Raw genomic sequence first — 20,767 nt, 5'->3', positions numbered from 1 at the left:
CAAGATCGGAAGCCAAATCTTTAAATCTAATAGCCTATTTATTTAGTAGATTTTTAATGTATTAAGGGATAATTCTTTTCGTTTATTGCAGTCACAGGAGAAAGTTACCTTTTTTTCATGATCGTCAAAATTTCCAGAAACTTTTTGACAACTGTCGCGTCTAATAGTATGACTTTTCACGGGAATGATAATAATTTGGGGATAGAAGGAGACAGACAATGAATTTCAAGAAATGGACCATGCTCACCGCCTTGGCGGTAGCTCAGGTGGCTGTAGTAGCCCCTGTAGGAGCAGAAGCAGCATCAACAAGCGTTCAATCCACCGATTCGGTTAGCGCCCAGCAGACGACCAATGTTGCTGATTCCGGCGTTCAGAATAGTATCGGAGATCAAAATGGAACAAGCACACCAGCTAATACGGTAACACCTGATAACACGGGTGTATCCAATGATCCATTGACTGGGCTGCCTACAGATACCACTAACGGATCGAACGTAACCAATGATGTATACGGTGGAGACGGAACGATCACCAATCCTGGTGGAGCTCCAACATCCATGAATGCGAATCAACTGATTTTGTATTTGAACAGTGCTAAAATGGAACAAAACGGACAGGTATATACGGCAACTCAGCCGATGACAGTCAAAGACGGAGTTTCCTATGTAGCTATCCGTTCTCTTGTCAGCCGTGTCGGATTGCAGTTTAGTTATGACACTGCCACCAAAGAAACCGTAATCACCCAAGGAACAAATGTCCTACGCTTCAAAACAGACAGCAAAGTTTATACGGTTAACGGTGAAGCTAGACAAATGAAGGGACCGGCTTTCCAACAAAAGAACGTATTTATGGTACCGTTGACCTCGATTACGCAGGCCTTAAATATTCCTTATACTGTGAATAATACAACTAAACAAGTTATCATGGATTTGAATCAGAAGCCAAAAGCTTCTTTCACGGTTCAACAAAAAGATATCTATGCGGGTGAAACTCAAGTTACGTATTTGACCAAGGAATCTTCTCCTACAGGTCTTCCGATTGTGAACCAACGTTGGGAAGGTAAGCAGGACGTATTTCAGGAGCCGGGTACATATGTAGTTACCTATTCCGTTCTTGACTCTGCTGGGAACTGGAGTGATCCTTACTCAGTAACAATTACAGTAAGACCGCCAAACCAGCCGCCGGTAGCTCTGTTTACAACGGATAAAAAAGAGTACAAGATGGGTGAAAAAATTACCATTACCGACCTGAGTACTGACGATGAGAATGCGATCACTAAGCGTGATTGGGAGAACAAGAAACTTGCCTTCTTCCAGCCAGGTGATGTAACCATTACACTGACCGTGACTGATAAGCATGGCGCAACAGGTACCAAAAGTGAAACAATTAAAATTACGAATGAACTGCTGTACAACGAAGATGATTTCAATAAAATTTTCACGCCATATGGCGATAAATACAGTGTAGATGGCAGTCAGGTGCCTACAATGCCTACCATTCCTTTGACTAGTACATCTTCGCCACGTCTTCTGATTCGTGCCAACAGCCCGGAACGTGTGTTCCAGGATGGTATCGTATATCAGGAAACCGGATCAGGCAGTACCCGTATTCTTGTCCATCATGTGAATGAAACGGGTAGAGATGTAAAGATGTATGTGATTGCGACCAACAACAATATCACGCCTACCAATATTAATGTCGAAAATTCAGGTTTTGCTGGACCATCTGAATTTGCTACAGCTGCGGGAAAAGTTTCAATTCAAAAATATTTTCAGTCTATGATAGATGGAAGCAAACGTTCTAGTACGGTTCTGAATCCAGGCGAAAGCCGTATTATTTTGCAGGATTTGAATGAGAAAAAAATGAAACAAAAACAAGTCATTTCTCTCTTGTCCGATCTATACACGGATCAGCCAATCCAATATACGGTCATTATGGTGGATGCAAATGCAGATCCAATGACTGTACTGCCTACACTGGCAAAACTGCCTAAGGACGGTATTCATAACCGTGGAACATACGCGAATTCGGATATCTCGCTCAATTTTACCGAAGAAGTTGGTAAAACAGCTCAACGTATCGTTCTTGGTGATAATAAGGTAGACCCGAACCTGATTGGTACCGACGGTCTGGACGGCTCCTCTGCTTCCAATGCTGGTAACTTTGGTGTTGTATATAAGGTTAAGTTGGACCATGTAGCGCCGTATTCACTGATTGCGTTCAACCCGCGTGGAGGCGAATATTCCGGCTATGCGATGGTGAACAATCAGGTTGTGGGCATACCGACAAATGGTGCTGTATGGGCTCCGAATGAAATGAGTGTACTGTATCGTACAGGTCATATTGATGAAAGTGTAGAGATGTATTTCACTGCAGCTGCTGGTAGTAATCTGCCGGTTTCCGTAGTAGTTATGCCTTTACCAGCTATTAAAAACTAATTTTAAATAATCGGTGCTGTTTACCGGTATAGACCACTTGAGTCTCATCATTCACCGTTTTAAAAGTCGATGTCACTTGCAGGATATAGGCGTTCTCCCGTTGCGAACTTGGTTGCAGCACTGGAGAACGTCTTTTTCTTATGAGTAGCGTGAATATCTCTTATAATATTGACTTTAATCGTGGTATAATGAATAGATGCAAGCCTAAGCCTGCATCAGAAAACCTGAAACTATAGACAGGGGAGGGTGAAACGCATGCTGACAAAGGATGAGATTATCGCAACGATGTCCGCTCAGGGGCTGCGTATTACAGATCAACGCAAGACGTTGGCCACGTTATTTTCCGAGAATGAAGGGTATCTGTCCCCTAAAGACGTTTATGAATATATGGGTAAGAAGTACAGCGGACTTAGCTTTGATACAGTATATCGCAATCTGCGTGTAATGCAGGAATTGGGTGTACTGGAGCAGGTATCTTTTGAGGATGGGATGAAGTTCAAGGTGAGCTGTAATGAACATCATCACCACCACCATATGATTTGCTTGAGCTGTCAGAAAACATTGCCGATTTCTTTTTGTCCAATGCAAATGACAGATACAACAGATCAATTCCAAATCGTCGAGCATAAGTTTGAAATTTTTGGTTATTGCAAAGACTGTCAGCAGAAGAATGGGCATACTGAGAGTAATTCGGATGGGGGTTTCAAACAGACGAGCAGTCACATTCACAGCCACGGGGGCTACTGAAATGAAAATCACCACACGCAGAGTGGTACAGGCTCCGATTCAGTTTTATCGTGCTTACATTTCACCATTAAAGCCGGCTACCTGCAGGTTCTATCCGACGTGTTCGGCGTATGCGCTGGAAGCGGTAGAAGTGCATGGTGCGCTCAGAGGCTCATGGCTAGCTGCAAAGCGTATAGCTAAATGCCATCCATTTCATCCCGGCGGTGTAGATTTGGTCCCTCCTGCAAAAAAGGGGTTAGATCAGTCTGACAAAGATCGTTTGGCTACCCATACTGAGAAGGGTCTGACTTGACAGCGCCATGCCGATTTGGTTATATTTTGGTTAATATTGTTTTCCTGTGAAGGGATGAGTAAGGTAAGTCGTCCAGTACAGAGAGCCGGAGTTAGCTGAAAACCGGTCTGGAGTGAAGCCTGAATATGGTCCTGGAGGAACCTTTTTCGAGCGTATTTGCCACAGTGAAGCTATGTTCAGGAGGCAATCGTAAGGAGGAGGCGTGATCCAGCGTTAATGGGCGGTCAGATGTGACCGGTGAAGCCTGTATTCTGCGAGGGTACAGGGAATTTGGGTGGTAACGCGTGAGGTGACTCTCGTCCCATAGGGACGAGGGTCTTTTTTGTGCCCAATTTGTGTCGAATTCATGAATTGGAGTACCTATCATGATAGCAAATCTTTTGCTGTCGTGAACAAAACAGGAGGAATATACATGTCTAGTGAGAACACATTTTACATTACAACACCGATCTATTATCCCAGTGACAAGCTCCATATAGGACATGCCTACACGACGGTAGCGGGTGATGCGATGGCTCGTTACAAGAGGCTACGGGGCTATGAGGTTCGTTATTTGACAGGAACGGATGAGCATGGCCAGAAGATTGAGCAAAAGGCAAGTGCAGCTGGCAAAACGCCGCAACGTTTCGTAGATGACATTGTGGCAGGTATTCAAGACCTGTGGCGGAAGCTCGACATTTCCAATGACGATTTTATCCGTACTACGGAGGAACGTCATAAGGCTGTCGTACAGGAAATCTTTGATCGTTTATTAAAACAAGGCGATATTTATAAGGGAGAATACGAAGGTTGGTACAGCATTCCTGACGAGACTTACTACACAGAAACTCAACTCGTTGACGTCGTGAAGGACGCTGAAGGTAATGTAACTGGAGGTAAGAGCCCGGATAGTGGACACCCTGTAGAACTGGTCAAGGAAGAGAGTTACTTTTTCCGCATGAGCAAGTATGCTGATCGGTTGCTGCAATTTTATGAAGAGAACCCGCAGTTTATCCAACCGGAATCCCGGAAAAAAGAAATGATTAACAACTTCATCAAGCCGGGGTTAGAGGATCTGGCTGTTTCCCGTACAACTTTTGACTGGGGTGTTAAGGTCAAAGGGGACCCGAAGCATGTCGTATACGTGTGGATTGACGCACTTTCCAACTACATCACTGCCTTGGGGTATGGCTCTTCTAATACTGAGCTGTACGATAAATTTTGGCCAGCAAATGTGCATATCGTAGGTAAAGAGATTGTACGATTCCACACGATATATTGGCCAATCATGCTGATGGCACTGGACCTTCCGTTGCCTAAAAAAGTATTTGCACATGGTTGGTTACTCATGAAAGATGGCAAAATGTCGAAATCTAAAGGCAATGTGGTAGACCCGGTAACGTTGATTGACCGTTATGGTCTGGATCAACTTCGATACTACTTGCTGCGCGAGGTGCCATTTGGAGCGGATGGAACATTCACACCTGAAAGTTTTGTAGATCGTGTAAATTCGGATTTAGCCAATGATCTGGGCAACTTGTTGAATCGTACGGTAGCGATGGTAGACAAATATTTTGACGGCAAAGTTCCCGCTTATGAAGCCAATGTAACCTCATTCGACGCAGCTTTGGTAGATATGACAACATCGACTTATAGTAAAGTTGAAGAAGCTATGGAAAACATGGAATTTTCCGTGGCTTTAACGGCGATTAGCCAATTTATTAGCCGTAGCAACAAGTATATTGACGAGACGCAACCTTGGAATCTGGCTAAGGATGAGGCAAAACGTCGCGAATTGGCATCTGTTATGGTGCATTTGGTAGAAAGCTTACGTATTGCTTCCATTTTACTTCAGCCTTTCTTGACGCGTGCACCTCATCAAATTTGGGAACAACTCGGTATTCGTCAAGGGGAGCTGACTACATGGGATAGCGGCAAGCAATTTGGACGTATTCCAGAAGGAACGCAGTTGGTAAAAGGTAATCCGATCTTCCCTCGTCTGGACTCTGAGCAAGAGGTTGCTTTTATCGTAGAAGCAATGACTGGAGGTAAGAAACCGGAGGAAGCTGCCACACAAACTCAACCGCTGAATGCATCTGAGGCGAGCCAGGAAGCACCAGAGCCGAAAGAAGAGATTGGCATTGAGGATTTTGGCAAGGTAGAACTGCGCGTTGCTCAGGTTGTCGCCTGTGAGCCTGTGAAGAAGGCCGATAAACTATTGAAGCTTCAGCTCGATCTTGGTTATGAGCAGCGACAAGTGGTATCAGGAATTGCGAAGTTTTATACACCTGAGGATATCATTGGGCGTAAGGTGATCTGTGTGACCAATCTTAAGCCAGTAAAACTTCGGGGTGAGCTGTCGCAGGGTATGATTTTGGCAGCATCACATGGGGATCAGCTTACATTGGCCACTGTACCGGATGGTATGCCAAATGGTGCGATTGTAAAATAAGAGGCTATATAAAATAAAAGAACGTAAAAAGCGTATGCTTGGATATTATTCTCCCAGGCATACGCTTTTTGGCTTGCATCATATTTTTCTCTGTCTATACGTATGTTTTAGTAGGTAGGGCTTGTATTTGCTCTGCGTGTTCACTAAGACAGGTGGGAGGAAATGATGATGTCAGATGTCAACGCCGGGTTGGCCATCGTTGCTGGACTGGTTTCTTTTTTTTCACCGTGCTGCTTGCCACTATATCCATCCTATTTATCGTATATAACAGGAATGTCGGCACGTGAACTGGCTGAAGGACGGCACAGGGCAGAGGTTCGCTATCGTACGATGGGACACACGCTTGCTTTTGTATTAGGCTTTTCGGTTGTTTTTTATTCACTGGGGGCAAGTGTCGGGTTGCTTGGAGAATGGTTTGCCAATTATGGGGATACGCTAAGAGTCGTAGCGGGACTACTTATTATACTCATGGGTCTGGTATCTCTTGGTTTCGTGCGTCCATTATTTCTAATGAGAGAGCATAAGCTGCGCTGGACATGGAAGCCTGCCGGTTACGCCAGTTCCTTTGTAATCGGAATTGGGTTTGCGGCAGGCTGGTCACCCTGTATCGGTCCTATGCTAACAGCTATTATCGCTTTGGCGGCAGTAGAGCATCACATTTGGTTCAAGCTGATTACTGGCTACGCACTTGGTTTTGCGATTCCGTTTTTTGTATTGGCTTTGCTGGCAGGCTCTGTTAAGTTATCGTCCCGTTATACTTCCATCCTTATCCAAATAGGTGGCATGCTGCTTGTGATCACTGGCGGTCTGCTGGTAACGGATCATATGACAGATGTTACGCTTTTTTTACAACGGATTACCCCGGATTGGATCCTGGTTATGTGAAATATTCGATACGACTTAAAGGAAAATGTTCAAAAATGCGTTCTGTGATAAACTCCCGTAGTGCATTTTGTTGTTCATCGGGATAAACATATTTATTCTGGCCCCAGCGGCCCCATTTTTTCTTACGTTTTTCTATGTCCATTTCCAGTTTGGTTTTCGGGTAACGCTTCTCGATAACAGCTTTGGATGTTTTGGTAAAGCGATGCTGAATTAATTCGAATGTCAGATCCTTCGTAGCATGCTGGGGTAAGGTTTCTCCCAATCTACGCAGCAGCTCTCCGTATCCTTCTTCCCAGCCGTCATACCAAATGATGGGTGCGATGATGAACCCCAGCGGATAACCGGCCCGTGCGATTTTGCCCGCTGCTTCAATACGTTCCTCAAAGCGCGAAGTTGCAGGTTCAAACTGTTTAATAACATAATCGGAATTAATGCTAAAGCGGATGCGAGTATGGCCATTATGTTTAATATCCAGCAATGGATCAACATGATGATATTTTGTAACAAAACGAAGTCGGCCAAATTCCTCATCTGCCATGAAACGAATCAAGTCTCCAAGTGATCCAGTGATATGCTCCAAACCAACCGGATCAGAGGTACAAGCTGCTTCAAAACGAGTAATTTCAGGCGCCCGCTCCTCGATATAGGCTTTAGCTGCTGATATGATATCGTCAGTATTGACATAGATGCGAATATACGGCTTTGCTCCTAAGGTTGTTTGTAAATAACAGTAGTGACAGTGCCCCATGCAACCGGTCGAAATAGGGATGGCATATTCGGCAGAGGGCTTGGATTGGTCAAAAGTTAATGTTTTACGGATGCCGACAACCAGTGTCTTTTTTGCCATTCGGTATTTTTCAACTTCAGTTTCACCTGGTAAATTGGTAATTCGGTTGTGAGAGGTCGTCATACGATACGGAATATCCTTGGCTTTGACCCAATCCATAATACGCTGGCCTTTGGGATAATTTAGTGCGTCTGGTTCAAAAAACACCAGATCAGGCATGAATGGCTTGGTTCCTCTGATTTGGACAGGAGTACGCTCAAGCGTAGACATGGCTAACGCTCCTTTCGAAATAAATCCTCTGTGCTCTGGTGTCCAACTCTAAAGCATCTCCGCAGAAAGTAACGATACAGGGGCGACAACATTAGTGTACCCTGCTTAAATTGAACAAATCGTGGCAATAGATGTGAGTGGAGGGACGAGACTTGCCAATGAGCGATGATAACATGTATCATTACATAGTAGGTTTAATGCAGGAAATGAAGGCGGTAAGCGCCCGTTCAATAACAGAAAAGAGGGAAACAAGTGCCAACGCCAAGCATGGAAGATTATTTGGAGCGCATTTACCAACTGATCGATGAGAAGGGATATGCTCGTGTCTCGGATATCGCAGAGGGTTTGGAGGTGCATCCTTCGTCCGTCACCAAGATGATTCAGAAGTTGGATAAGGACGATTATCTTGTATATGAGAAGTATCGGGGACTGATTTTGACACCGAAAGGGAAAAAGGTCGGCAAACGGTTGGTTGACCGCCACCAGTTACTAGAGCAATTTCTGGATATGATTGGGGTTGACAAGGACCTAATATATAAAGATGTGGAAGGTATTGAACACCATTTGAGCTGGGATTCCATCACACGTATCGAGACATTGGTTGAATATTTCCGCCGAGATGAAGATCGCTTGCGCCAGCTTCATGACATACACAAGGAATTGAGTGGGGATTCCTAAAAGCATCTGTCCTTACGGACAATGCTTTTTTTATTTTCCTGACCGCAACAAATATCTGGTTATTAGCGTCTATCCATTATATAGCAGGACAAGATAGGGGTTAAAATTAACAGGGGTAGCGGAGGATTATAAAGATATGAATCGGAAGAAAATAGGGCTCATGGCTGCGGGTCTACTCTTAGCAGTACAGACTGCCATTGTGCCTGGAGTTCAAGCGGCATCAACTGGTGAGATTGAGATTATATTGGACGGACAGTCCCTGCAAAGTGATGCGTCACCGTACATTGTACAGGGCGCGAATGTCACGATGGTTCCTTTGCGAGTGATTAGTGAGGGATTAGGCGCACAGGTCAACTGGTCGGCATCGTCTGGTACGGTAACGATTACAGCACAGAACAAAAATATATCTATGGATAATGGTGCACAAAGCGCTACTGTGAATGGCAAGTCGGTTCGATTGGACGCATCTGCGCGTATGTCAAGTGGGAGAGTCATGGTACCACTGCGTTTTGTTGGGGAAGAGTTGGGGTTAAAAGTAGACTGGCAAGCCTCAGAGCGGGTCATTACGTTAAGCAGTGGTAAAGAAGGTACCTCTACTGCTGGGAGTACTTCTGTGGGAGACAGCAGCTCAACATCAAATAACTCAGCATCTGGCAATCAGGAGAGTGTTAGTACCGATCAGGGAGCCAAGGAGGATGGACAGGACGCTGTTACCTCACCGTCAACCTCTACTAATGAGGAAGGTTCAGGTTCCTCACAGGGAAATGTGGCTCAGGTGAAGGCTACAACCTCTATGCGTGGAGCATGGATTTCCACCATTAATGGAGACTGGCCTTCTTCATCTGCACGAAGCAGTTCCGAGAAGCAAAAGCAGGAGTTTACAAAAATGCTCGATGATTTGCAGGGTATGGGCATTAACGCGGTATTTGTTCAGGTTCGTGCCAGCGGGGATGCGCTTTATCCGTCTGATCTTGTGCCATGGAGCAAGTATTTAACGAATACCCAGGGTAAAAATCCAGGCTATGATCCGTTGAAATTTATGATTAGTGAATCACATAAGCGGGGGATGGAATTCCATGCCTGGTTTAATCCGTTCCGTGCTAATTCTACAGGAACAACTAGCGGTTTGGCAGCAAACCATGTGGCTAATCAACATCCGGAGTGGATTGTTAAGAATGGTAGCCAGTTGTACATCAATCCAGGAATTCCAGCTGCACGTCAGCATGTCATTGCTGCGATTATGGAGGTCGTAAACGGATACGATATTGACGGTGTCCATTTGGATGATTATTTTTATCCTTACAGCGGGACTTTTGATGATGACGCGACATTCAAAGCATATAACGCCAACAAAATCTCTAACAAAGGTGACTGGCGGAGAGATAATGTAAATAGTTTTGTTCGCGATTTGGGCAAAAGCATTCATGCCAGCAAGTCGAAAGTTCAATTCGGGATTAGTCCTTTTGGCGTGTGGCGCAACAAGTCTCAGGACTTAACGGGTTCAGACACCAAGGCAGGCGTTACTGCGTATGACACGACATTTGCAGATGTAAGAACCTGGATTAACAAAGAATGGATTGATTATGTAGCTCCACAAATTTACTGGAGTATCGGTTTCCCAGCGGCTGGATATGACAAGCTTGTCGCATGGTGGTCCAATGAGGTCAAAAATTCAGATGTTAAGCTGTATATTGGCCATTCACCTTATAAAATCGGCACCCCTGAAAAAGGATGGCAATCCGCTCAAGAGTTAATTAAGCAGCTTGAACTGAACGAGAATTATAAGCAGGTCAAAGGGGATATTTATTTTAGTGCACAGCATTTGCGGAAAAATCCATACGGACTCATTCAACTTCTTCAAAATTATTATCAATTATGATATAAATTGGATCATTTAGGTTCTATATGGACCTCCGTTCTCATACATAAGCAGTAGAACTGCTTACTCCCAAGAGAACGGAGGTTTTTTGATCTATGCTGATCAATGCTGTGTTCCAGGGTGGAGGGGTTAAGGGAATATCGCTGGCGGGTGCAGTTAAGGCTGCGGAGGAGCATGATATTGTATTCAATCGTTTGGCTGGTACATCATCAGGTGCTATTGTAGCTGCTTTATTGGCTGCGGGATATACGGCGGATGAAATGAAAGCCGTAATTGAGAAAACTCCCTTGGTCAAGTTGTTAAGACGTTCTCCAGTGTTCAATATTAAGTGGGTTGGGCCAGCAGCACGTATCTTTCTTAAAAAAGGGCTCTACTCAGGGGAGGCACTGGAGCATTGGGTACGCGAGCTGTTACTAGCTAAAGGAGTGCGTACATTCGCGGATCTACCTCCTGGCAAGCTGCGCATTATTGCATCAGATATTACGAATGGACGCATTTTGGTGCTTCCTGAGGATATCAAACGTTTTGGTATAAACCCCTCTTCACTAGAGGTAGCCAAGGCCATTCGGATGAGCACGAGTATCCCTTATTTTTTTGATCCTGTTATGTTAAGACTTGATTCTGCACTTGCCAAGGGAAAAACCTTTTCCCAGCAATTTGTATTTGTTGTTGATGGGGCCTTACTCAGCAATCTGCCTCTATGGCTTTTCGACGAGCCTGTCAATGAACGTGAGGCCAAAACGATTCCAACGGTAGGATTTCAAATGGTGGGCAAAACTGGGACGGAGACCAAGGTTTCTTATATACGAGGCCCATTGACCATGCTGCAGGCTATTTTTGATACCATGCTATCGGCACATGATGAACGGTACATTGAGCAGGAGAATCGGTATCGGACCATTAAAATTCCAACATTGGGTATCCGCACTGCCCAATTCAGCATTTCACCAGAGCAAAGTGATTTGTTGTATGCTTCCGGTGTGCAGGCAGGAGAAGCTTTTTTCCACAAATGGAGCATCACTTCTTACCAGCAGCAGTATAGTAAGTATCAATTGATGAAAGATACCATGTACGCCATGAAATAAGCACCACTTACTGGCAGCTGAAGTAATTTTAAATAAAGTAAAAAAGGAGCCTCTTCCCGGTCATATTGCAAAACACGGGTGATGGCTCCTTTGTGTTACATTTTAAAGGTTGATAATGATTAATGATATTTAGGTTGTTCCTCTTCATTTTTGCCCTTGGAACCCTCAATGACATGAAAAGGATACGCTTTGCGTTTGCTTGTAGTCTGCTGTTTACGTACACTGGCTGTTTTGGCCATGGTGCGCACAGAGGGCTTAACTTTGGGAGTTCGCTTGCGTTGTCCTGGCTGGTATTTGTACAGCAGAAATATAACTGCAAAAATAAAGACGGGGATTAGTAAACTAATGAGAAAGCCCCAGCTACCTTTCCATAGCATATCTACAATTCCATATGCGCCCAAAGCAAGGGTAAGCCAGAAAATAACGGCATGTCTGTACATCATTCACTCATCCTTTCACAGGATCAAGGACCGGACTGTTGAGAGTCTCCTTTACAGGTGCATTTTCTAACTCAGCATCCAATTCAAGCATACGCTTAAATGAGGCAATCGATACCTCCACTTGATCATCGGTCGGTTCTTTGGTGGTAAGCAACTGCAGCCATAAGCCGGGGTAACCTAGATAACGAAGCACTGGAATTTCCCGAAGTGCATTGGTCAGCTTGAGAAATTCAAAAGAAAGACCCAATACGATCGGAAGTAGTAAAAGACGTTGCCCCATGCGCTCCCACAGATTATCGTAGGTAAACAGGGAGTAGACGAGTACCCCGATAATCACGGTGAGCATAATAAAGCTGCTACCGCAGCGATAATGCAGTCGGCTATATTTTTGTACGTTGGCTGGAGTTAGTTCTTCCCCTGCTTCAAATGCAGTAATCACTTTATGCTCCGCGCCGTGATATTGAAACAGTCGCTTAATTAACGGAGTTTGGGAAATACCCCATAAATAAGCCAGCAGCAAAATCAGCTTAATAGCTCCTTCAGCGAGATTATGCAAAATCTGGTTGTGAAACAAGCCGCCAAACAGGAAACTCTCCACAACAACCGGAACGAGGGTTAATACAATTTTGCCAAAGAGGAAGGACAATATACCGACCGCAGCCACGCCGATCATCATGCTCAGGCTCCAACGGGATTCCTCTTTTTTCTTTTGTTCAGCGCGTTCTTCCGGATCTACTTCATCATCAGCATACGCATCGGCTGAATAGTTCAAATGCTTGGTGCCCTTGGCACTGGAGTCGATGATGCTGACAATCCCCCGCAATAACGGAATTCTGCGGAATTTGGACACCCAGGATTGCTCCTTACGTGGTACTTCCAAATATGTGATTTCGCCAGATTTGCGGCGAACTGCCGTGACATTGACACGCTTGCCGCCGAACATGACACCTTCAATGACTGCCTGACCGCCGTAGCTCACAGGCTTGGATGCTTGTGACAACCGTCTCACCTCTCTTAATACATACTTTTTTGTATATTGTATCGAATTTGGAAGGGAATATCTAGTTAGACGAAAATGGGATGTAGTGACCTGCTAATTTTATCATTCGAAAAGGAAATTTAATCATAACGGAGAAGATGGAAATCCTTGTAGTGTGGGGAGATATCATGCCATAGGTTTAAAAAAGCATTTATGAGAGCGGTCAGACTGCCCCCATAAATGCTTATTATCGCCAGTTATAAAATCAGACGGAATCGCCAGATCAAATTCATTGCGTAATTGCCCCGACAGTCTCATCCACAAGTCCCTTTGACGAGACCGGGCCGCCAAACGTCCATGTTGTACTGGCCAACGGATAAGTACGTTTTTCTTTGACGAATTTCAAACCGTTCCAAACAGAATTGTTTTTCATAGATGAGCCGAAAACATTATCGTCTGGCTGCACAATATAGATAAAGTTGCTGTCCTGAACGGCTGACAGAGCTTCAATGCCAACCGTTGAAAAGCCATACGATTCAACCTTGCTCGGTTTCCAATCGTTAACCAAACCGATCTTCGCCAGTGTTCCCACAACGACTGAATTATCTGAAAACATACGCAGACTGGCTGCATTTTGCGAAGTAAAAGCCTGTGTCAGTATAAAATGGAAATCCGATTTGTTTGCAGCGGCGAGCTTTTGTTTGGCTTCGGCATAATGCTGGTCCAGATCGGCAAGCACCTGCTTAGCTTTATCCTCTTTTCCAAGAGCGACTGCGATACTATTAAAAATCTCCACCATCTTATCATAGTCGTAGCCGTTACCATCGTTCAGATTATATTCAATCGTCGGTGCGATGGCCTTGAGCTGCTCATAGATTGCTTCATTCCCATCAAAATTGGATATGATGAGATCCGGCTTTAATGAAGCAATCGCCTCCAAATTAGGCTCGTTGCGTGTACCGACATCGACCACGTTACTGTCCAGAGCCGCCTCTGGAGTCACATACACCTTATAGTTGGCATTGTCCGCATTACCAACTGGCTGAACGCCCAATGCAATCAAATCCTCCGTAAATGTCCATTCAAGCACCACGACACGCTGCGCGGGCTTGTCAAGCGTGAGTTCACCACGATTATGCTTTACTGTCACAGGACCGGTCGCTGCTTCAGTGGGTTTGCTGCCCGACGTAGTTGTCTGACCTTTATCTACTGCATTGTCAGTTGCTCCACAACCTGCCAGTGTGAGCATAAAAGTCAGTAACAATAAGAATCCGATAAATCCCTTTTTCATAGATTGCGTTCTCCTGTATAAACGTATTATGAAATGATAATGATTATCATTTTCATCAATATATTATGAAACAGGATTGAAATTTTGTCAATGCAAAGATTATTAAATCCACTCTTCGACTTCATTGTTAAACTGCTCCCCATTGGAGCATACTACCTCTCAAAATGGATAGGCACGAATTTGGTGGAAGTACACATGCTTTTCCTTATAACAATGAGTCCTCACCATGAGAAAATTTATTCATTTTGAAAGGAGATCCAAGCACATGAGTGAAACTTACTCTATACCGAAAATAGGTCGTGATCAGGAACAGTCCCGTGAATCTCAAAATCAACGTAATCATAATGACAACAGTAACAGAGGCAGACAACAGTCAGGCAAATTACATACACCGCTCATTCCCTTTGCACTTGAGCTGGGTTTTTTTGCGGGTTTGCTCTGGGGGTTGCTGCGCTGGCTGTTTTATACGCTGCACTTTACAGTAGTGGCGCCTGGCTTTCTGGCAGAGCCGTTTTTCAAGCATTCGTTCATGAACACCATGGCAGGGCATTTGGTGGGGTTGCTGTTTTTTATTGGATTGTCCGTGGTAGCGTCATTGGTGTACACCCTGATTTTGCGCAGGTTTAATGGCCCAATCCCCGGTATTATATACGGTCTGATTTGGTGGGTTATTTTATTTGTGTTAACAGGCCCTAAGTTAGGGATGATGAGCCCTCCTTATCGATTAACATGGAATTCCATATATACGGAAGTTTGCGTATTTATACTGTGGGGACTATTTATCGGATATACCGTTGCTGTCGAGTATACGGATGAAAGAATGCGCGAGCCTGAGAAGGCTGGGGACAGAACGTAACAAAAACTTCTCAAGCGCCTATCCCCTGTGTTAAAATAGCATTTGGTTATTTGACAGAGGGGAGCGGAATGAAGATGAAGAATGACCGTGTGCTAAAGTTGCGGCAGGCGCTGGGCGAGCATAACCTGCGGGCTATGCTGATTACCAGCCCTGTCAATCGTCGATATTTGACAGGCTTCACAGGTTCAGCGGGCTATGTGCTGATTACAGAATCCCATAGCTATTTGCTGACTGACTTTCGTTATATGACACAAGCGACCGAACAAGCCCAAGGCTTTACGGTAGTGCAGCACGCTGCGCATGTCATGGAAACAGTAAGAGAATTGCTGTCTTCCCATCAGATTAGCGAAACAGGCTTTGAGCAGGATGATGTAACTGTTGCGACACATAAAGCTTATAGCGAAGATCTGTCACCTATTAAGCTGGTTCCGGTATCGGGCATTGTGGAAAAGCTGCGGGTGTACAAGGATGCGGAAGAGCTCGAAGTGATGCAACGGGCAGCGGATTTGGCAGATGCTACATTTGCACACATTTTACCTTACATCAAACCAGGAGTCAGCGAGCGTGAGCTGGATCTGGAAATGGAATTCTTCATGCGCAAGCAGGGAGCTACTTCTTCTTCATTTGACACGATTGTGGCATCCGGAGTTCGTTCGGCATTGCCTCATGGAGTAGCTAGTGCAAAGTTAGTACAAGCAGGTGAGCTGATTACGTTTGATTTTGGTGCGTTGCTGGATGGCTACTGCTCCGATTTGACCCGTACAGTGGCTACACAAGGGGATTTGGCGCCTCAGTTGCGCGAGATCTACGATATTGTACTTAAGGCGCAGCTTCACGCACTCGAACATATTAAGCCGGGCATGACAGGCCGTGAAGCGGATGCGCTGACCCGGGATATTATTGCTAGCCATGGGTATGGAGACAATTTCGGACACAGTACAGGTCATGGTCTGGGTCTTGAAGTGCATGAATCTACACGTCTGTCGAAGGCAAGTGATGATATTCTGGAGCCGGGTATGGTTGTAACGGTCGAACCAGGTATCTATGTGCCTGGATTGGGCGGTGTACGGATCGAGGATGATATCGTTATTACAGATAGCGGCATCAAAGTATTAACGCATTCGAGCAAAGAATTTACAGTCGTTTAATAACGATAACAGTCCTGTAGGAGGGGTATTTAGTGATTAACGTTAATGATTTTAAAACAGGTTTGACCGTCGAGGTAGACGGAGATATTTTTACAGTTCTGGATTTTCAACACGTAAAACCAGGTAAAGGCGCAGCATTCGTACGCTCCAAGTTGAAAAACCTGCGTAATGGTAATACGGTTGAACGTACATTCCGTGCGGGTGAAACAATCGGCCGGGCGCAAATCGAAAATCGTGGTGTATCTTATCTGTATGCTAGTGCAGACGATCATACATTCATGGACAACGAAACATATGATCAATTTACATTGTCCAGCGATCAGCTGAAATGGGAGCTTAACTTCCTGAAAGAAAACATGAATGTAAATATCATAAGCTACAACGGAGAAATCCTGGGTATCAACCTGCCTACTAGCGTGGAACTCAAAGTAATTGAAACAGAACCAGGTATTAAAGGGAATACAGCTACAGGTGCAACCAAAAATGCCAAACTGGAAACAGGCTTGAATGTTCAAGTTCCTCTGTTTATTAACCAAGATGACGTATTGTTAATTGATACTCGTGACGGCAAATACATGTCTCGCGCATAGAATTTACATTTTCAGGTATCCTCTGTCCTTATTAAGGGCAGAGGATATTTTTATATGTACGAATATTAAAAAACATTGGCTCCACACAGCACTTTCGTATTATACTGTACTAAAGTTATGCCGCAGGATGTCACGTTCAAATCGTTTGGTGCCATCTCAAGGTTACATACTGTTGAGTCTGAGGGAGTGAATATCGTTGTCTTTGTATGTCATGAAATTCGGAGGCAGTTCCGTCGGTGACACGGAGCGCATGAAACGCGTGGCAAAACGCGTCGTTGAGAAACAGAGTGAAGGGCATCAATGTGTAGTGGTCGTTTCCGCAATGGGAGACACAACAGACGAATTGATTGACCAGGCCAAATTATTAAATGAGCAGTTGCCTGCACGTGAGTTGGATATGTTGATGACGACAGGCGAGCAAATTTCAATCGCATTGTTGTCGATGGCTATTCAGCAGCTGGGTCATGAAGCGGTATCGTTTACGGGATGGCAGGCAGGCTTCCGTACTGAATCTGACTTTGGTCGGGCACGGATTACGGATATTCAACCTCAGCGTGTGCTGGATGCACTGAGCAACAACAAGATTGTTGTTGTAGCTGGTTTCCAGGGGATGTCTGCAGATGGAGATATTACGACGCTGGGACGTGGTGGTTCTGATACGACGGCCGTTGCGCTGGCAGCGGCAATTCAAGCGGATGCCTGTGAAATTTACACAGATGTGGACGGCATATATTCAACAGATCCACGGATTGTGAAGGTGGCACGTAAGCTAAAAGAAATTTCTTATGATGAGATGCTGGAATTAGCCAATTTAGGTGCGGCTGTTTTACATCCCCGTGCGGTAGAGTATGCCAAACATAACCGGGTACCGTTGATTGTACGGTCTAGTTTTAACCATAATGAAGGAACAGTCGTAAAGGAGGATGCAGTAATGGAGCAAGGCGTTGTAGTCAGTGGAATTGCATATGATAAAAATGTAGCAAGAATCAGTATTTTGGGCGTTGCAGATATCCCTGGTGTACTGGCGAAAGTTTTCGGAACACTGGCAGTAGCCAAAATTGATGTAGACATTATTGTACAGAGCGGGGTTGAAGCTGGAAAAGCAGATTTCTCCTTTACGGTAGCTCTAACGGATCGTGAAGCTGCACTTAAGACGCTGGAAGGTATTCGCGGGGAGCTTCCATACCGTGAAGTAACGTCTGAGGAAAATTTGGTGAAGGTCTCCATTGTAGGTGCAGGAATGGTTAGCCACCCGGGTGTTGCAGCACAAATGTTTGCCGTGCTGGCCGAGCAAGGCGTTAGCATTAAAATGGTAAGCACATCCGAAATCAAGGTATCGTGTGTAATTGAAGCTGGAAAGCTTCATGAGGTTATCCAAGCGTTGCATACAGCTTATAATCTGGATACCGAGGAGCAAGCGTTTGTAGGCGGCCCTAAAGACCGTCGTTAATAACATCAATTGATATAGAGAAATGCTATGACGGGGAAAGGTCGATAAATTATACGTTCCCTATTTATAGATTGATAAATCATAGAATACAGCAGTAGGTTAAGAGGTTGTTCCATCAGTGAGAGACAGACTGTGGAACAGCCTCTTTTTGCTGTAAATCTAGCTTTTTTATTTAAGGGTATCCCTTAGCCACCAAGGCTTCGAGGGAGCCTTTTTTTATTATACAACGCAGGGAAAGGTGCTTGAATGAGCGGGGAAAGGTCCGCTGAGCATGGATAGGAGTGATCAAAAGTTCGACTGGATTTTCAATATATTTTCGGCATAAAAAGCGAGAGTCAGCCATAGACTTGTCTTAAAGAAAAGGACAACTGTGAGGAGGCGGCATTGGTATGGAATGGCTGGAGTTATTTCCGGAACCGTTGCACGGTATACTCGGAAGGCTTCCAGAAAAGGTATTTAAGCAACTGGAAGAAATTCGGGTTCGGGAAGGAAGGCCGCTGGAAGTTAATGCGAATGGTGATCATCATTTTGTAACGACTGCTGGTCGGCTGACTTTGAATCCTGTTGAAGCCTATAAGCCTAACCGCGAGGATGCCCACCGATTGCTGGATTTTATCAGTAATCATTCTCTGTACACCATGGAAGAGGAGCTTCGCAAAGGGTTTATTACCATCCCTGGCGGTCATCGTGTTGGCTTGGCAGGGAGAACTGTGCTTAACCGAGGGCGAGTAGAGCATTTGAGGGATATAAGCAGCTTTAATGTACGAATTGCCCGGGCCATTCCTGGCATAGCTGATCGGATATTACCTTATGTAGCGGATCAAAAATCCGGGACGATACGGCATACGCTCATCTTGTCACCGCCTCAGCATGGCAAGACGACGTTGCTTAGGGACTTGGCTCGACAACTGAGTTACGGAGGGATGCAAAGCAACGGAGGGCGACGAAATGGACTTAAGGTGGGCATTATAGATGAACGTTCTGAGATCGCCGGTAGTCACAAGGGCATCCCCGGCTTTGATGTCGGACCTCGCACCGATGTATTGGACGGATGTCCGAAAGCAGAGGGGATGATGATGATGATTCGCTCGATGTCACCGGATGTCCTGATTGTGGATGAGATCGGGCGGCCAGAAGATGCGGAAGCGGTGCGTGAAGCGCTTCGTGCAGGCATCGCAGTCATTGCTTCCGCACATGGTCGTGATGTGGCTGAAATGGCGAGCCGATCTGCCTTTGCCGGATTAGCTACAGGACAGGAGCTGTTCCAGCTCTATGTCATGCTGGAGCGGACGAGCCGGGGCGTCTCTTTTCGGCTGGCAGATGCCAAGCAGCGCAGGCTGACACTGCCTGGAGAAGGGCAGAACGGGGGCATCTCCTATGCTTAAGCTGCTGGGAGCTGTCTTGGTTATACTAGCCACCACACTGGCAGGCTGGCAGCGGGCAAGACAATTTGCCATGAGGCCGCGGCAAATCAGAGAGTTAATTCTCGCACTGCAAAGACTGACCACCGAGGTTTCTTACGGGGTGTCTCCGTTACCAGATGCATTCGCCAAGACTGGAGAGCCCTTGCGAGAGCCGCTGCGCTCTCTGTTTCAGCAAGCCTCACGCTGGATGCACCCCTCTTTTGGCCTGACCGCCAGAGAAAGCTTGCATAAAGCGATTGAAGTCTCGTGGAGCCGTTCCTCTATGAAGCAGGCCGAGAAGGAAGCGATGCGTCAGCTTGCTTACAGCCTTGGAACCAGCGACCGTGAAGACCAGATCAAGCACATTGCGCTGACCATCCAGCAGTTATCCCATGAAGAAGCGCAGGCGCAGGCAGATCAGGTGAGATACGAGCGTATGAGCAGAAGCCTGGGACTGCTGATCGGAGCATTGATCGTCATTTTGATCTATTAGCGGGGTGCTCGAATGAATTTAGAAGTGAACGCAATTTTCCAGATTGCCGGAATTGGCATTATTATCGCTATGATTCATACCGTACTAAAGCAAATGGGCAAGGAAGACATGGCCCACTGGGTGACGGTCATCGGTTTCGTTGTCGTGCTGTTCATGGTGGTGCGAATGTTGGATAACCTTCTGCAAGAGATCAAATCTATTTTTCTTTTTCAGTAGGTGAACACATGGAAATCATTCAAGTGGTGGGCTTCGCCCTCGTTGCCACAGTCCTCATCTTAGTTATCAAGGAACAGAAGCCGATGTTTGCCTTTTTGATTGCAACAGCTGCGGGAATCGTCATTTTTTTGCTGCTGATTGGCAAGATCGGATCTGTGGTTGCCGTGCTGGAGCGACTGGCCAGGTCTTCAGGGATGGACATGATTTATTTTAAAACCGTATTAAAAATAATCGGTATCGCTTATATTGCCGAATTCGGAGCACAGATCGTACGGGATGCGGGACAAGATGGCATAGCTTCCAAAATAGAGCTTACTGGAAAGGTACTCATCATGGTACTCGCAATCCCGATTATCAGCATTATTATTGATACCATTCTGAAGCTAATGCCCGCCTGAGGGGGTGATGC

The 20,767-nt window shown here is 45.4% G+C and carries 20 protein-coding genes; 16 read left to right on the top strand and 4 right to left on the bottom strand.

Annotated elements, in window-relative coordinates; translation table 11 throughout:
- Positions 1–218 precede the first annotated feature (218 nt).
- The 5 genes from HFE01_RS08770 to HFE01_RS08750 all read left to right on the top strand — a co-directional run bounded on the left by HFE01_RS08770 (position 219) and on the right by HFE01_RS08750 (position 6,793).
- On the top strand, positions 219–2,438 hold the full coding sequence (locus HFE01_RS08770) for a copper amine oxidase N-terminal domain-containing protein (RefSeq protein WP_107733379.1): 2,220 nt from the start codon (positions 219–221) through the stop codon (positions 2,436–2,438).
- A gap of 255 nt (positions 2,439–2,693) precedes the next feature.
- Positions 2,694–3,185: a Fur family transcriptional regulator gene (locus HFE01_RS08765; protein ID WP_107733380.1), complete on the top strand. Its 492-nt coding sequence runs from the start codon at positions 2,694–2,696 to the stop codon at positions 3,183–3,185.
- Between the two features lies 1 nt (position 3,186).
- Positions 3,187–3,477, top strand: a complete 291-nt coding sequence (yidD, locus tag HFE01_RS08760; RefSeq protein WP_045244441.1) for a membrane protein insertion efficiency factor YidD — start codon at positions 3,187–3,189, stop codon at positions 3,475–3,477.
- Between the two features lie 412 nt (positions 3,478–3,889).
- A complete protein-coding gene (gene metG, locus HFE01_RS08755; protein WP_107733381.1) occupies positions 3,890–5,908 on the top strand; it encodes a methionine--tRNA ligase in 2,019 nt (672 codons plus the stop codon).
- A gap of 168 nt (positions 5,909–6,076) precedes the next feature.
- Positions 6,077–6,793, top strand: coding sequence for a cytochrome c biogenesis CcdA family protein (locus HFE01_RS08750; RefSeq protein ID WP_167438155.1), 717 nt, complete (start codon positions 6,077–6,079; stop codon positions 6,791–6,793).
- Here the strand turns inward: HFE01_RS08750 and splB are convergent.
- Positions 6,786–7,850, bottom strand: a complete 1,065-nt coding sequence (splB, locus tag HFE01_RS08745; protein ID WP_017427491.1) for a spore photoproduct lyase — start codon at positions 7,848–7,850, stop codon at positions 6,786–6,788. The genes HFE01_RS08750 and splB overlap by 8 nt on opposite strands.
- A 252-nt stretch (positions 7,851–8,102) precedes the next feature.
- Between splB and mntR the strand changes: the two genes are divergently transcribed.
- From mntR to HFE01_RS08730, 3 genes are all read left to right on the top strand, one after another.
- The gene (mntR, locus tag HFE01_RS08740; protein WP_007430946.1) at positions 8,103–8,528 is read left to right on the top strand and encodes a transcriptional regulator MntR; all 426 of its coding nucleotides are present in this window, start codon (positions 8,103–8,105) and stop codon (positions 8,526–8,528) included.
- 136 nt (positions 8,529–8,664) lie between these two features.
- Positions 8,665–10,407: a family 10 glycosylhydrolase gene (locus HFE01_RS08735; RefSeq protein ID WP_107733383.1), complete on the top strand. Its 1,743-nt coding sequence runs from the start codon at positions 8,665–8,667 to the stop codon at positions 10,405–10,407.
- A gap of 95 nt (positions 10,408–10,502) precedes the next feature.
- Positions 10,503–11,492, top strand: coding sequence for a patatin-like phospholipase family protein (locus HFE01_RS08730; RefSeq protein ID WP_016822303.1), 990 nt, complete (start codon positions 10,503–10,505; stop codon positions 11,490–11,492).
- Between the two features lie 119 nt (positions 11,493–11,611).
- On the opposite strand, the gene HFE01_RS08725 is transcribed toward HFE01_RS08730, so the two are convergent.
- The 3 genes from HFE01_RS08725 to HFE01_RS08715 form a co-directional block, all read right to left on the bottom strand.
- A complete protein-coding gene (locus HFE01_RS08725) occupies positions 11,612–11,932 on the bottom strand; it encodes a hypothetical protein (RefSeq protein ID WP_174820963.1) in 321 nt (106 codons plus the stop codon).
- A 7-nt stretch (positions 11,933–11,939) separates the two neighbouring features.
- The gene (locus HFE01_RS08720) at positions 11,940–12,932 is read right to left on the bottom strand and encodes a DUF1385 domain-containing protein (protein ID WP_107733385.1); all 993 of its coding nucleotides are present in this window, start codon (positions 12,930–12,932) and stop codon (positions 11,940–11,942) included.
- A 268-nt stretch (positions 12,933–13,200) separates the two neighbouring features.
- Positions 13,201–14,202: an ABC transporter substrate-binding protein gene (locus tag HFE01_RS08715; protein WP_167437956.1), complete on the bottom strand. Its 1,002-nt coding sequence runs from the start codon at positions 14,200–14,202 to the stop codon at positions 13,201–13,203.
- Positions 14,203–14,467: 265 nt separating this feature from the next.
- Here HFE01_RS08715 and HFE01_RS08710 point away from each other — a divergent pair, with 265 nt between their 5' ends.
- The 8 genes from HFE01_RS08710 (at position 14,468) to spoIIIAD (ending at position 20,756) form a co-directional block, all read left to right on the top strand.
- Entirely contained in the window at positions 14,468–15,058 is a 591-nt protein-coding gene (locus tag HFE01_RS08710; RefSeq protein ID WP_107733386.1) for a YqhR family membrane protein, read from the top strand.
- Between the two features lie 74 nt (positions 15,059–15,132).
- Positions 15,133–16,206, top strand: a complete 1,074-nt coding sequence (locus HFE01_RS08705) for a M24 family metallopeptidase (protein ID WP_107733387.1) — start codon at positions 15,133–15,135, stop codon at positions 16,204–16,206.
- Positions 16,207–16,238: 32 nt separating this feature from the next.
- Complete coding sequence (gene efp / locus HFE01_RS08700) at positions 16,239–16,796, top strand: elongation factor P (RefSeq protein WP_013371789.1); 558 nt, start codon at positions 16,239–16,241, stop codon at positions 16,794–16,796.
- 196 nt (positions 16,797–16,992) lie between these two features.
- Positions 16,993–18,246: an aspartate kinase gene (locus HFE01_RS08695; RefSeq protein WP_107733388.1), complete on the top strand. Its 1,254-nt coding sequence runs from the start codon at positions 16,993–16,995 to the stop codon at positions 18,244–18,246.
- A gap of 389 nt (positions 18,247–18,635) precedes the next feature.
- The gene (gene spoIIIAA, locus HFE01_RS08690; RefSeq protein WP_107733389.1) at positions 18,636–19,631 is read left to right on the top strand and encodes a stage III sporulation protein AA; all 996 of its coding nucleotides are present in this window, start codon (positions 18,636–18,638) and stop codon (positions 19,629–19,631) included.
- Positions 19,624–20,142 carry a stage III sporulation protein SpoIIIAB gene (gene spoIIIAB / locus HFE01_RS08685; protein ID WP_013371786.1) on the top strand — a complete coding sequence of 173 codons (519 nt, stop codon included), beginning with the start codon at positions 19,624–19,626 and terminating at the stop codon, positions 20,140–20,142. The genes spoIIIAA and spoIIIAB overlap by 8 nt, the downstream gene beginning before the upstream one ends.
- A 12-nt stretch (positions 20,143–20,154) precedes the next feature.
- Entirely contained in the window at positions 20,155–20,358 is a 204-nt protein-coding gene (gene spoIIIAC / locus HFE01_RS08680) for a stage III sporulation protein AC (RefSeq protein WP_010345636.1), read from the top strand.
- 8 nt (positions 20,359–20,366) lie between these two features.
- The gene (spoIIIAD, locus tag HFE01_RS08675) at positions 20,367–20,756 is read left to right on the top strand and encodes a stage III sporulation protein AD (RefSeq protein WP_013371785.1); all 390 of its coding nucleotides are present in this window, start codon (positions 20,367–20,369) and stop codon (positions 20,754–20,756) included.
- Positions 20,757–20,767: the final 11 nt, after the last annotated feature.

The sequence above is a fragment of the Paenibacillus sp. EKM10P genome (assembly GCF_011800655.1).
In the GTDB taxonomy this organism is placed as follows: Bacteria; Bacillota; Bacilli; order Paenibacillales; family Paenibacillaceae; genus Paenibacillus; species Paenibacillus polymyxa.
This window is presented reverse-complemented; position numbering and strand designations above follow the sequence as displayed.

Coding starts and splice junctions, on each gene's coding strand:
- HFE01_RS08770 (WP_107733379.1), top strand. CDS start 219: ATGAATTTCAAGAAATGGACCATGCTCACCGCCTTGGCGGTAGCTCAG.
- HFE01_RS08765 (WP_107733380.1), top strand. CDS start 2,694: ATGCTGACAAAGGATGAGATTATCGCAACGATGTCCGCTCAGGGGCTG.
- yidD (WP_045244441.1), top strand. CDS start 3,187: ATGAAAATCACCACACGCAGAGTGGTACAGGCTCCGATTCAGTTTTAT.
- metG (WP_107733381.1), top strand. CDS start 3,890: ATGTCTAGTGAGAACACATTTTACATTACAACACCGATCTATTATCCC.
- HFE01_RS08750 (WP_167438155.1), top strand. CDS start 6,077: ATGTCAGATGTCAACGCCGGGTTGGCCATCGTTGCTGGACTGGTTTCT.
- splB (WP_017427491.1), bottom strand. CDS start 7,850: ATGTCTACGCTTGAGCGTACTCCTGTCCAAATCAGAGGAACCAAGCCA.
- HFE01_RS08735 (WP_107733383.1), top strand. CDS start 8,665: ATGAATCGGAAGAAAATAGGGCTCATGGCTGCGGGTCTACTCTTAGCA.
- HFE01_RS08730 (WP_016822303.1), top strand. CDS start 10,503: ATGCTGATCAATGCTGTGTTCCAGGGTGGAGGGGTTAAGGGAATATCG.
- HFE01_RS08725 (WP_174820963.1), bottom strand. CDS start 11,932: ATGTACAGACATGCCGTTATTTTCTGGCTTACCCTTGCTTTGGGCGCA.
- HFE01_RS08715 (WP_167437956.1), bottom strand. CDS start 14,202: ATGAAAAAGGGATTTATCGGATTCTTATTGTTACTGACTTTTATGCTC.
- HFE01_RS08710 (WP_107733386.1), top strand. CDS start 14,468: ATGAGTGAAACTTACTCTATACCGAAAATAGGTCGTGATCAGGAACAG.
- HFE01_RS08705 (WP_107733387.1), top strand. CDS start 15,133: ATGAAGAATGACCGTGTGCTAAAGTTGCGGCAGGCGCTGGGCGAGCAT.
- spoIIIAA (WP_107733389.1), top strand. CDS start 18,636: ATGGAATGGCTGGAGTTATTTCCGGAACCGTTGCACGGTATACTCGGA.
- spoIIIAB (WP_013371786.1), top strand. CDS start 19,624: ATGCTTAAGCTGCTGGGAGCTGTCTTGGTTATACTAGCCACCACACTG.
- spoIIIAC (WP_010345636.1), top strand. CDS start 20,155: ATGAATTTAGAAGTGAACGCAATTTTCCAGATTGCCGGAATTGGCATT.
- spoIIIAD (WP_013371785.1), top strand. CDS start 20,367: ATGGAAATCATTCAAGTGGTGGGCTTCGCCCTCGTTGCCACAGTCCTC.